The sequence below is a fragment of the Pseudomonadaceae bacterium SI-3 genome (assembly GCA_004010935.1).
Lineage (GTDB): Bacteria > Pseudomonadota > Gammaproteobacteria > Pseudomonadales > Pseudomonadaceae > Stutzerimonas.
Window position 1 is genome coordinate 4,191,296 of the sequence record CP026511.1, and the last position, 12,332, is coordinate 4,203,627.

8 protein-coding genes are annotated in these 12,332 nt (G+C 59.7%); 2 read left to right on the top strand and 6 right to left on the bottom strand.

The window, feature by feature from the left end:
- Positions 1-24 precede the first annotated feature (24 nt).
- Positions 25-552, bottom strand: coding sequence for a hypothetical protein (locus C1896_19595; protein AZZ46930.1), 528 nt, complete (start codon positions 550-552; stop codon positions 25-27).
- A gap of 110 nt (positions 553-662) precedes the next feature.
- Between C1896_19595 and C1896_19600 the strand changes: the two genes are divergently transcribed.
- Complete coding sequence (locus tag C1896_19600; GenBank protein AZZ46931.1) at positions 663-3,338, top strand: diguanylate cyclase; 2,676 nt, start codon at positions 663-665, stop codon at positions 3,336-3,338.
- A 94-nt stretch (positions 3,339-3,432) separates the two neighbouring features.
- Positions 3,433-4,080: a peptide-methionine (S)-S-oxide reductase gene (locus C1896_19605; protein AZZ46932.1), complete on the top strand. Its 648-nt coding sequence runs from the start codon at positions 3,433-3,435 to the stop codon at positions 4,078-4,080.
- 539 nt (positions 4,081-4,619) lie between these two features.
- Here the strand turns inward: C1896_19605 and C1896_19610 are convergent.
- The 5 genes from C1896_19610 to C1896_19630 form a co-directional block, all read right to left on the bottom strand.
- Positions 4,620-6,398: an acyl-CoA dehydrogenase gene (locus tag C1896_19610; protein AZZ46933.1), complete on the bottom strand. Its 1,779-nt coding sequence runs from the start codon at positions 6,396-6,398 to the stop codon at positions 4,620-4,622.
- Between the two features lie 220 nt (positions 6,399-6,618).
- Complete coding sequence (locus C1896_19615) at positions 6,619-8,412, bottom strand: acyl-CoA dehydrogenase (GenBank protein ID AZZ46934.1); 1,794 nt, start codon at positions 8,410-8,412, stop codon at positions 6,619-6,621.
- A gap of 157 nt (positions 8,413-8,569) precedes the next feature.
- Entirely contained in the window at positions 8,570-9,907 is a 1,338-nt protein-coding gene (locus C1896_19620; GenBank protein ID AZZ46935.1) for a GGDEF domain-containing protein, read from the bottom strand.
- A gap of 116 nt (positions 9,908-10,023) precedes the next feature.
- Positions 10,024-11,829, bottom strand: coding sequence for an acyl-CoA dehydrogenase (locus tag C1896_19625; protein ID AZZ46936.1), 1,806 nt, complete (start codon positions 11,827-11,829; stop codon positions 10,024-10,026).
- Between the two features lie 239 nt (positions 11,830-12,068).
- A complete protein-coding gene (locus C1896_19630) occupies positions 12,069-12,323 on the bottom strand; it encodes a hypothetical protein (protein AZZ46937.1) in 255 nt (84 codons plus the stop codon).
- Between the last annotated feature and the right edge of the window lie 9 nt (positions 12,324-12,332).

The window sequence follows — 12,332 nt, forward strand, 5'->3', positions numbered from 1 at the left end:
GCCACCTAACACCGTGAGGCGCCATCAGCCTTTCTGCAAATTGCGGAACAGGAATGAAAGAGCCTTCGCCAGCTCCTCGGCACCCTTGGGGTCGCGCAGGATGGTTAGCCAAGGATCGCCACCCGCCTTGCCAGCGAAGGTGCACACGACACCCAGCGGCGGGCATTGGTATTGGATGTAGGGGTCCATGCCGAACACCGAGAAACCTCTATTACGCACGGCGACATTGCCGGACGCATCACGGCGCTCCTCGCGAATGCGCAACTCACCCGGAGCACCAACGCTGATCTGGTATTCGAGGTCCTCTGGGTTGGCCTGCCCCACTTGATAGGCCGCCCGCAATCCATAGGATTTGAGCAGTGCATTGCTATGAGCAAGCAGCGCTTTTCGTTCGTCCGTGGTCAGGTAAAGCGTCTTGAGCTCGGCCAGATATCGCGACGGTTCATCCGAGCCCAAGGTATTTGATTCGGCAGCTTTGAGCTGTCCGCTGGCGATCAGGAAGATCGAGATCAACAGTAACTTTGATAGCCGACTTGTCAGTCCCTGCTGCATGATGCACCCTTGCGGTAATTAATATTATTTAGCCATCGCCGCGCTGTAAAAAGCGTCTAAGCTGCGGCTAACGAAGCGACTACCGCAGCATACTGGAAGCAAACCGCTCGATGAAAATACATACCGATGCCGCCAGCCGTTTGGCGACCGAGGTTGTGACGCAGTTGCCAGTGCCTTCGAGGCTGGGCATGCTGCGCTTCGAGCGTTTGAATGAATCCAGCTGGGCGCTGCTGTTTCTAGACCCTGCCTGCGAACGTTATCTAGGCCAGCCCGCGCAGGATCTCTGTTCCCTGATCGACTCGCCTTACGCCAGCCTCATGGAACCGCAGGTTCGCCTTAAGCTTCATGACGTTGTGCAAGCCCAGCTCGCAACGCTGGGCCACTATTCCATCCGGTATTGCCTGCACACCTGCGGTGGGCCGTTGGATATGTTGGAAATCGGTGAACTCTGCCAGCAGTATGGTCGAGATCTGGTCCGCGGCTACCTGATTGTCGAACCCCATGCAGCGGAAGCCTCCCCTGCGCTGGAAGCCGAAAATGCGAAGCTGCGGTCGACCCTGGAGTTTTATCAGCAGGCCCAGGATGAGCACCTCGAACACCTGATCCGCTCCCGTGCGCAGCAGAGTCTGATTGTGCGCCTGGCCCGGCACCGGTACAGCGCAGCCGACCCGCAGCTCGAGGCCGCCCAGCTGATCACCCAAGCCGCCAGCGAAGCCTACGGGATAGCACGCGCGTCGATATGGCATTTGAAGGGTAATCATCTAGAAGCCATCGCCGCCTACTGTCGCGATAGTGGCAGCCTCGAATACCCCTCATCGTTGGAAATGTCGGGCTGTCCGCGTTATATGGAGGCGCTGCACAGGGGGCGAGTGATCGATGTGCAAAACATCGCCGAAGACGCCCGGACCGTGGAACTTGCGCAAGCTTTTTTCAAACCACGGGGTATCACGTCGATCCTTGACGCAACGATACGGGTTGGTGGTGAGGTGTTTGGCGTGCTCTGTCTAGAACACTCCGGTTGCGTCAGAATCTGGCATGCCGACGAGGTGGCGTTCGCTGGTGAACTGGCCGATCAGTATGCGCAGGTGCTAGCCAATCAGCAGCGCGTCAGTGCGACTTACACATTGCACCTCTTCCAGCGCGCGGTCGAACAGAGTGCTAGCGCGTTCATCCTGGTCGATCGTGATGGCATCGTCGAGTACGTGAATCCGAGCTTCACCTCTATCACTCAGTTTTCAGCCGATGAGGTCCGGGGCCGTCGCCTAGCCGAGCTTACCGCCTTGGAAAACCTCAGCGAATTGCTGTTCGATACCTCGTCGGCCTTGTCGCAGAGCAACAGCTGGCAGGGTGAATTTCGCAGCCGCCGAAAGAATCTTGAGCCCTACTGGGGGCAGTTGTCGATTTCCAAGGTGTTCGGTGAGAGCGGTGAACTCACGCACTACATCGGCATTTACGAAGACATCACGCAGAGCAAGTTGGCGCAGCAGCACATCGAGCGCCTGGCCTATACCGATAACCTGACCAGCCTCGGAAATCGGCCGTTTTTCATTCGCAGCATCGAAGAGCGCTTCGCCACCAACAAAGAACCGCAGCTGTGTTTGTTGCTGGTGGACATCGACAATTTCAAGCGCATCAATGACAGTCTTGGACACCAGACCGGCGACAAATTGCTGGCCAGCCTGGCTCGGCGTCTACGCAATAGCCTCAACCGAGACAGTGTGCTTGCACGCTTCGCCAGCAACGAGTTCGCCCTCCTGCTCGACAACATGGACCTGGAAGAAGGCCGGCTCCTGGCGCATCAAGTGCTGCGCATCCTCGACAAACCCCTGTTCGTCGACAAACAGCTGATCAGCGTCAGCGCCTCCCTGGGCCTGGCCTGTTCGCCGCTGCATGGCCGCGATCCCGAGACGCTGATGAAACACGCTGGCCAAGCCCTGCATAAAGCCAAGGCCAACGGCAAGAATCAGGTCCAGGTGTTTACCGAAGCCTTGCACGCCGAGGCCAACTACAAGCTATTCGTCGAAAACAATCTGCGCCGTGCGCTGGTGCAGAATGAGCTAGAAGTCTTCTATCAACCCAAGCTCTGCCTGCGCAGCGGTCGGCTGCAGGGACTGGAAGCGCTGCTGCGCTGGAACCACCCGGAAAAAGGCATGATCCGCCCTGACCAATTCATCGGCGTTGCCGAGGAAACCGGGCTGATCATCCCGATAGGCAAGTGGGTAGCACGGGAGGCCTGTCGAATGGGCCTGCAGCTCGCAGCGCTGGGCATCGGCAATCCCCAGGTCGCGATCAACCTGTCGCCCAAACAATTTTCGGATCCCGACCTGGTCGGCTCAATCGCCGCCATTCTTTCCGAAGAGCAGCTACCACCCGACCGTCTTGAGCTGGAGCTGACTGAGAGCCTACTGCTCGAAGCGACCGAAGAGACCCGCCAGCAACTGATAGGGCTTAAGGCACTCGGGGTCACCCTGGCAATGGATGACTTCGGTACCGGTTATTCGTCGTTGAGCTATCTGAAGAAATTTCCCATCGATGTAATCAAAATCGACCGCAGCTTTATCAAGGACATCCCGGACAACCAGGACGATATCGAGATCACCTCAGCCGTTATCGCCATGGCCCGCAACCTCAATCTCAAGGTGGTTGCGGAAGGTATCGAGACAGTAGAACAACTGACCTTCCTACGCCATCAGCGCTGCGATATCGGGCAGGGTTACCTGTTCGACAAGCCCATCCCCGGCGACCAGCTACTGACCTCGCTACGCCGATACCCGCACTGGCTCTAACGGTCTGCGCCTACCGTCCGGGCACATGCGCGTTGGATTTGTCAGCTTGGTAGCCTAGGCTAGCTGAAAACACGCCCCAGGCTCGAGGACCACAATGACCCTGCGCTCGCAAATTCTCGTTCATAAACAAGCGCTACCCGATGCAGGACAAGCCCTGCCCGGACGCGCCACGCCAGTCCCGGTACCCGCAGCTCACTTCGTCAGCGGTAACCCGCTGCAGCCCCCTTTCCCGGAGCACCTGCAGCAGGCGATGTTTGCAATGGGTTGTTTCTGGGGGGCCGAACGCCGCTTTTGGGAGCATCCAGGTGTATGGACTACCGCGGTGGTCTATGCCGGAGGGCACACGCCAAACCCCACCTACGAAGAAGTCTGTTCCGGTCTTACAGGGCACACCGAAGCCGTGCTGGTGGTGTTTGACCCACAACAGATTTCTTACGACGACCTGCTCAGGCTGTTCTGGGAGGCGCACAACCCGACCCAAGGCATGCGCCAAGGCAACGACATCGGCACCCAGTATCGCTCGGCAATCTACTGCTTTAGCGCCACGGAACTCGAAATGGCGCGCGATAGCGAAGCGCGCTTCCAGACAGAGCTGAACAAGCACGGGCTTGGAGGCATCACCACGGAAATCGCCGACCTACCGGCTTTCTACTACGCAGAGGCCTATCACCAGCAATATTTGGCGAAGAACCCTGGCGGATACTGTGGCCTTGGAGGCACAGGCGTCTGCATGCCAGCCTGAAAACTGCACTGCGTCGATGCTGGGGCTAATCAGACGCTAGGGGAGGCAAGCACAGCCTACTCATGTCTTTTGCGGTGGCGTTGCGCCCGGACAGCTTCCCCAGCTTGTCCGCGCTCCGCCAACTTCATCTGGATCGAGCCGCAAAGCCGCCGCGGCACACAGACATCCATCTACCGGCCCGTAACGCCTGGCTTCTCTGCCCTTTAAAAAGAAAACCCCGCCGAAGCGGGGCCTTTGCAGACTGAAACTGACATCCGTGACTTACGCCTTCCTAGCGTCGTTCCGCTACGCGTCCGTTTTGTGTCTAAAGCGCTTCCCTACGCGGCGTCCATGGCGGCAAAGACTACCGATCGGCCTGGAAAACCTGTAGTAGCAGTTCGCACCACGGCTTGTAAGCATTCACTTACGCACGAACCCTGCCTTGGTCCCGCGTGTAAGCAATTGACTACAAGCGATGCAGATCTATGACTGAACTGGTGGCGCATTGTTCCCTAAAGATGGCTAATTAATTTCATTATGCCTTCACGGATGGATCTCTCTTAGAACTGCGCAGCATCGAGCAGATACAACGATTCGCTGCCGGCTCGGACCGAGGCGCTCAACGAGTGAATGCGAGGCAACAGACGTGCGAAATAAAACCGCGCTGTGCCGAGCTTGCTGGCGTAGAAATCGTCTTGCTTTTCCTTGCCCAGCGCGGCTTCTGCCATTCTCGCCCACATATAGGCGTAGGCCGTGTAACCGAACACATGCAGGTATTCGACCGAGGCCGCGCCGATCTCGTTAGGGTTGCGCTTTGCGCTATCGATGACGAAGGCTGTGAGTCCATCGAGACTCTCCAATGCCGCCTTCAGTGGAACAGTGAACTCACCAAGCTCACTGCCCGCAGCCGCACAGTAGCTTCGGATTTCCTCCGCAAACGCGTTGTACAGCTCGCCACCACTGCCCACCACCTTGCGTCCGAGCAGGTCCAGCGCCTGGATGCCGTTGGTGCCTTCGTAGATCTGGGTGATCCGACAGTCGCGGACCAGTTGCTCCTGCCCCCACTCCCGGATGAAGCCGTGGCCACCGAAGATCTGCTGACCATGGACAGTGGTTTCCAAACCCATGTCGGTGAGGAAGGCTTTGGCCACCGGCGTCAGCAGAGCCACCTGCGCCTCGGCACGCTGACGTGCTTCGGCATCATCACCGAACTTGGCGATGTCCAGCTGCAGGGCGACATAGCTGGAGAAGGCGCGCCCGCCTTCGTTCAGCGCTTTCATGGTCAGCAGCATGCGGCGCACGTCTGGATGCACGATGATCGGATCGGCGGCCTTGTCTTGCGATACCGGCCCCGTCGGAGCGCGGCTCTGGATGCGCTCACGGGCGTACTCGATGGCACTCTGGTAAGAACGCTCGCCGGTGGAGAGCCCTTGGATGCCAACGCCCAGACGCTCGTAGTTCATCATGGTGAACATGGCGGCCAGTCCCTTGTTGGGCTCGCCGACCATCCAGCCCGTGGCGCCGTCGAAGTTCATCACGCAGGTGGCTGATGCCTGGATACCCATCTTGTGCTCGATGGAGCCGCAGCTCAGGCTGTTGCGCTCACCCAGGCTGCCGTCTTCATTGACCATCACCTTGGGCACCAGGAACAGCGAGATACCGCGCGAGCCGGCCGGTGCGTCGGGGAGCTTGGCCAATACCAGATGGATGATGTTATCGGTGAGATCGTGCTCGCCGCCGGTGATGAATATCTTGGTGCCGCTGACCTTGTAAGAGCCATCCGCCTGAGGCTCCGCCTTGGTTCGGATGATGCCCAAATCGGTCCCGGCGTGGGGCTCGGTCAGGCACATGGAACCGGACCAGACACCGGCATACATGTTTGGCAGGTACTTCTGCTTCAGCTCTTCGCTGGCATGGGCGTAGATTGACAGGCAGGCTCCGGAAGTCAGCATTGGGTAGAGACCGAACGCCAAACTGGCAGAGTTCATCATTTCCTCGACCTGCGCCGAGATCGCTTTCGGCATGCCCATGCCGCCGTAGGCTGGGTCGCCGCCTACACCGACCCAGCCGCCTTCGGCGTAAAGGCGGTAGGCCTCTGGGTATCCAGCCGGAGTGGCTACCACGCCGTCGACCCAGCGACAGCCTTCCTCGTCACCGCTGCGGTTGAGCGGTGCGATGGAATTCGCTGTGATCTTGCCGGCCTCCTCGAGGATGGCTTCGGCGGTTTCCGCATCAACGACTTCCGCCAACGCTGGCATCGTCTGCCAGAGCTTCGGGGCGTCGAAGACTTCATTTAGGACGAAACGCATATCGCGCAGGGGTGCTTTGTAGTCAGCCATGAAAAAGACCTCGCAGAAAACATCTCACCCGGCCGATTGGCCGCAGCAGTTTCGCGAGTCTAACTGAAGACCAATCAGCGCCCGAAGCGTCTTTAAATGACTGACCGGTTCTCACTTCGACACTACAGGCCGCCACGCTTGCTCGCCCGGAATCCACAAGCCGCGACTGAGATCGCCCACAAAAAAGCCCGCACGAGGCGGGCTGTAAATTACCGGAGGGTCAGAAAGCGAATTGGTCAGCGGCCAGCTTCATCAGGCTTGCACTCCCGGCCTCGATGGCCGCTTTGTGGGCAGCGGTGCGCGGAAGCAGGCGAGCAAAGTAAAATTCGGCGGTGGTCAGCTTCGACTGGTAGAAAGCCGTGTCGCTGCCCGCCTCGTCCAGCTTGCTCTGAGCCACCACAGCCATGCGCAGCCAGAAATAGCCCAGGATCAGGTAACCGCAGTACATCAGGTAGTCCACCGAGGCTGCACCGACTTCGTCGGGATTCTTCATCGCTGCCATACCGATTCGTGTGGTGATCTCGCCCAGCTCACGATTGAGGCCAGCCAGTTGTGTCACGTATTGCTGCAGCTGAGGATGCTGCCCGTTGGCCTCGCAGAACTTGTGCACCTGCTTGGTGAAACCGAGCATCAGCTTGCCCTGGCTGCCCAGTACCTTGCGCCCCAGCAGATCGAGCGCCTGGATGCCGTTGGTGCCCTCATAGATCGGGGCGATGCGGCAATCACGCACGAGCTGCTCCATACCCCACTCTCGGATATAGCCGTGGCCGCCAAACACCTGCATGCCGAGGTTAGTCACCTCCAGCCCGGTTTCGGTCATGAAGGCCTTACAGATCGGCGTGAGGAAGGCGAGCAGGTCCTCGGCTTCCTTGCGCTTGTCGGCGTCGGGGCTGTGTATCTGATCGAGCAACTGTGCGGTGAAGTACGCCAGGGCACGGTTGCCCTCGTTGAAAGCCTTCATCGTCAATAGCATGCGCCGCACATCAGGGTGCACGATGATCGGGTCGGCCGCTTTCTCAGGAAACTTCGCGCCGGTCAGCGCACGCATTTGCAAACGCTCGTTGGCGTACTGGATCGCGCCCTGAAAGCTCGCCTCGCCACTGCATAGCCCCTGCATGCCAGTACCCAGCCGGGCATGGTTCATCATCGTGAACATGCAGTTGAGACCTTTGTTGGGCTCACCGATGAGGAAACCCGTGGCGCCGTCGAAGTTGATGACGCAGGTCGCCGAGGCCTTGATCCCCATCTTGTGCTCGATGGAGCCGCAGGCAACAGCATTGCGCTCGCCCGCTTCGCCGGCGGCATCAGGCAGGAACTTAGGCACGATGAACAGCGAAATCCCCTTGGTGCCAGCCGGGGCATCGGGGAGTTTGGCCAGAACCAGATGCACGATGTTCTCGCTCATGTCGTGCTCGCCGGCCGAGATGAAGATCTTCGTGCCGCTGATCGCGTAGCTGCCGTCAGCCTGCGGTACCGCGCGAGTCTTGATGATCCCCAGATCCGTGCCGCAGTGGGATTCGGTGAGGCACATGGTGCCGGTCCAGCGGCCCTCGGTCATCCGGGTCAGGTAGGCTTGTTTCTGCTCATCGGTGCCGTGAGCCCCGATTGCGGCCATGGCACCATGGGTCAGTCCGGGATACATACCAAAGGAGGTGTTCGCCGAGCCGACCATCTCGCCAACGACCAGCCCCAGCGAGTGCGGCAGGCCCTGTCCGCCATAGGCAGGATCCGAGGCCAGCCCCATCCAGCCACCTTCGGCGTACTGCGCGAAGGCCTCCTTGAAGCCTTTCGGGGTGACGACCACGCCGTCATCGAAATGGCACCCCTCCTCGTCACCGCTGCGGTTGAGCGGCGCCAGAACCTGTTCGCAGAACTTGGCGCCCTCCTCGAGAATCGCGCTGACCGTGTCTGGCGTGGCGTCTTCGGCACCATTGGCCGCATAGCTGCCATGAAAGTCGAACACTTCGTCGATCAGGAAGCGCATATCGCGCAGGGGAGCTTTGTAAGCGGGCATATCGATCTCCAGGACGGCACTGTGCATTGTTATGCCCGCCACGCTACTGGCAGATCGACCCGCTCGCCATCACATTGCAGGCGCTGAATGCGCCACCATAACCACCGGCTGCCCGACCGGTTCGCACGGCCAACGCCGGAAGGTTTTCAGCCGCGCGCTAAGCGTCGGTGGTCACCTCTTTCAACGTACGCATTGCACCGCGGCGGTTCTCCCCATGCGCGCGGATGCAGTTACGCCCCGCTCCCTTGGCGCTATAGAGCGCCTGATCGGCCTTCTTAATGACCTCCTCGGGGCTGCGCTGCGTTATCAGTCGCTCGGCGACGCCGATACTGATGGTCACCGAGACCGCGGCTGCCGAAGCAACACCGCGGCGCTGCCGCCCCTGCTCCGCATCCTTTGGCCGGCTGGACTTGTCACGCAACTGCAACGGATAACTCTCGACAGCCTGCCGTACGGCTTCCAGATGCGGCAGGCAATGCGTCAGATCACGCCCCGGAAATACCAACGCAAATTCTTCACCACCGTAACGATAGGCACGCCCACCGCCACCAACTTTGCGTAGCCGGCTTGCGACGAGGCGCAGTACCTCGTCACCCACGTCGTGCCCATGGGTATCGTTGAAGGCCTTGAACCGATCCACGTCGGCCATCGCAATCACGTATTGACGGCCCAGACGCTGCAACCGCTCGTTAAGAGCACGACGGCCAGGCAGGCCGGTCAGCTCGTCACGGAAAGCCATCTGATAGGCCTCTTGTGCAATCGAAACCACCAGCACCAGCATCATCAAGCTGCTCAAGACGTTGAGTGCACCCGGACGACTGAATACCTGCGGCAGCATCAAGAACAGCCCTACCAGCGCAACCAACTGCGCCGCATGCACTGGTCGAGGCCGCCGTAGGTATTGCGCCAGCACTCCGAGTATCGCGATTAGAAATACTGGATAGGCCAGCTGGATCAATTGCAGCCAGTCGGCCTGCAATGACGGCCAGCGAATCTCAGTCAGCCAGTCGAGCACACCCACGGGGAAGCGTCGCGCCAGAGCCAGCGCCAAGACCGACACAACAAACACAACAGCAAGCCGTGCCAGACCGTCCTGCAACAGATGTGCACGCTCTTGCCAAAGGGCATAGAGCCCATAGAGCGCCGGCAAAATCAGGCTACACAGGTGGAAGGTCAGCGCGGCCTCTGGCAGTAGCGAGCCCGTGAGCCGGTAGTGATCGACCTGGGTATCGAGTAGGAAATAGACGATATAAACCGTCAGCAGCAAAAAGGTCTCACGGACCCGGCCATAGGCGATGCAGAAGGCCCCCCCGAGCAACAGCAGCACGGTAGGCAGCACGTTGAACAGCGAAGTGAAGAACTCGTTCAGGGTAGGTTGACGCGCAGCCACAAGCCCTCCGGTCAACAACGCCAGGGGAGCATAGAAATGACTGAAGCGAGCAGGACTCAGACGGGGCACGGCGGCTCCGGTAACGGCCGTGAGGAAAGTAGGCATTCTGCCTGCACTTGGTGACAGGTTCACCTATAGGGGTGCAAAACAATGACTGGCATGGCGGAAAACAGGCAAAAAAAACCGCTGCCGTAGCAGCGGTTTCTTTTCTTGCGGAGGCCTTAGTAGGCCAGCTCGAAGTGCGCCTCATCCATGTCCATCAGGTTGTCAGCACCGGACAGCATGGCTTCAACGTGGGTACGCGTACGCGGCAGGATGCGCTGGAAGTAGAAGCGTGCGGTCTGCACCTTGGCGGTGTAGAAGCCGTCCGCATCTTCGCCCGCAGCGATCTTCTCCGACGCCAGGCGTGCCATGTCCGCCCAGAAGTAGGCCAGGCAGGCGTAACCGCAGTACATCAGGTAATCCACCGAAGCGGCGCCGACTTCTTCGCGGTTCTTCATCGCAGCCATACCGACCTTCATGGTCAGATCGCCCCACTCCTTGTTCAGCTTGGCCAGAGGCTCGACGAACTGCTTGACCGGCTCGTTGCCTTCGTTGGCTTGGCAGAACTTGTGCACCACCTTGGTGAAGCCTTTCAGCGCCTCGCCCTGAGTCATCAGGACTTTACGGCCCAGCAGGTCAAGAGCCTGGATGCCGGTGGTGCCTTCGTACAGGCAGGAAATACGGCTGTCGCGAACGTTTTGCTCCATGCCCCACTCAGCGATGAAACCGTGGCCGCCGTAGATCTGCACGCCGTGGTTGGCCGCCTCGAAACCGACTTCGGTCATGAACGCCTTGGCGATCGGGGTCAGGAACGCCAGCATCGCGTCGGCGGCTTTGCGCTCGGCTTCATCCTTGCTGCGCTGGACGATGTCGACCTGCTTGGCTGCGAAATACATCATCGCCCGGTTGCCTTCGGCAAAGGCCTTCATAGTCAGCAGCATGCGGCGTACGTCAGGATGCACGATGATCGGGTCAGCAGCCTTTTCGGGCGCCTTCGGACCGGTCAGCGAACGCATCTGCAGACGCTCCCGCGCATACTTGATACCGCCCTGGAAGCCGATTTCCGCGTGTGCCAGGCCCTGCAGCGCAGTACCCAGACGCGCCGTGTTCATGAAGGTGAACATGCAGTTCAGACCCTTGTTCGGCGGGCCGATCAGGAAGCCAGTGGCGCCATCGAAGTTCATCACGCAGGTGGCGTTGCCGTGGATACCCATCTTGTGTTCCAGGGAGCCGCAAGACACGCCATTGCGCTCGCCTACGCCGCCTTCAGCGTTCGGCAGGAATTTCGGAACGATGAACAGGGAGATGCCCTTGGTGCCAGCCGGCGCATCGGGCAGACGAGCCAGAACGATATGGACGATGTTATCGGCCATGTCGTGCTCACCCGCAGAGATGAAGATCTTGGTGCCGGATACCTTGTAGCTGCCATCGGCCTGAGGCTCGGCCTTGGTGCGCAGCATGCCCAGGTCGGTGCCGCAATGCGGCTCGGTCAGGCACATGGTGCCGGTCCACTCACCGGAAACAAGCTTGGTCAGGTAGGCCTGCTGCTGCTCAGGCGTGCCGTGCTCATGCAGGGTGTTCATTGCGCCGTGAGAGAGGCCGGGATACATGCCCCAGGACCAGTTGGCTTCACCGATCATTTCGCTGATTGCCAGGCCCAGCGATTCTGGCAGGCCTTGGCCACCATGCTCAACGTCATGGGCCAGGCTCGGCCAGCCACCTTCTACAAACTGCTGGTAAGCCTCTTTAAAGCCGGTCGGCGTCTTCACGCCGCTTTCGCTCCAGGTGCAACCCTCGATGTCGCCCACACGGTTCAGAGGCGCGATGACCTGCTCACAGAACTTCGCGCCTTCATCGAGGATGGCATTGACCATGTCCGGGGTGGCGTCTTCACAACCCGGAAGGCTCTGATAGTGCGCTTCGTAGCCGAGCAATTCGTCACGTACAAAGCGGATATCGCGCAAGGGGGCCTTGTAGTCAGGCATATCGTAAACCTCAGCAGTGGGTTCTTGATTCAGGTGACTGACGGGTCAGCCACGCTTGATTTTGAATGGACCATCCGGCATAGCCCCGGCAGGTCAAACAGGCGTTTGAAACATACGTTTAGGCCTGTTCGATGTCAAGCAGCGACCATGACGCCATTCGTCGGCATCTGAACAATCATGGGCAGGGATCAGGGTGCCCGGAATCGGGCGAGGCGGCCGGCCAGAAAGGCCGGCGCAGGTCAGGCTTTGGTGTTGACCAATGTACCGAGCACTTCGTCGGCAGTCTGCAGGAGGCGCACGCCAGCGTTGGCCTGATGCTCACCCACTTTCATCTGAACCAGTTGCTCGGTCAGCTCGACCGTATCGGCCATTGCCTGAGAGGTTTCGGCAGCAGGCAGCGTGCGATCAGCCACGACAGCGCTGGCTTGGTCAACCCGCTGCTGGCCGGCTTGGTACGCTCCAAGGCCGGCAGATAGAAGACTGTTGATTTGCATGATTCAAAC

Coding starts and splice junctions, on each gene's coding strand:
- C1896_19595 (AZZ46930.1), bottom strand. CDS start 552: ATGCAGCAGGGACTGACAAGTCGGCTATCAAAGTTACTGTTGATCTCG.
- C1896_19600 (AZZ46931.1), top strand. CDS start 663: ATGAAAATACATACCGATGCCGCCAGCCGTTTGGCGACCGAGGTTGTG.
- C1896_19605 (AZZ46932.1), top strand. CDS start 3,433: ATGACCCTGCGCTCGCAAATTCTCGTTCATAAACAAGCGCTACCCGAT.
- C1896_19610 (AZZ46933.1), bottom strand. CDS start 6,398: ATGGCTGACTACAAAGCACCCCTGCGCGATATGCGTTTCGTCCTAAAT.
- C1896_19615 (AZZ46934.1), bottom strand. CDS start 8,412: ATGCCCGCTTACAAAGCTCCCCTGCGCGATATGCGCTTCCTGATCGAC.
- C1896_19620 (AZZ46935.1), bottom strand. CDS start 9,907: ATGCCTACTTTCCTCACGGCCGTTACCGGAGCCGCCGTGCCCCGTCTG.
- C1896_19625 (AZZ46936.1), bottom strand. CDS start 11,829: ATGCCTGACTACAAGGCCCCCTTGCGCGATATCCGCTTTGTACGTGAC.
- C1896_19630 (AZZ46937.1), bottom strand. CDS start 12,323: ATGCAAATCAACAGTCTTCTATCTGCCGGCCTTGGAGCGTACCAAGCC.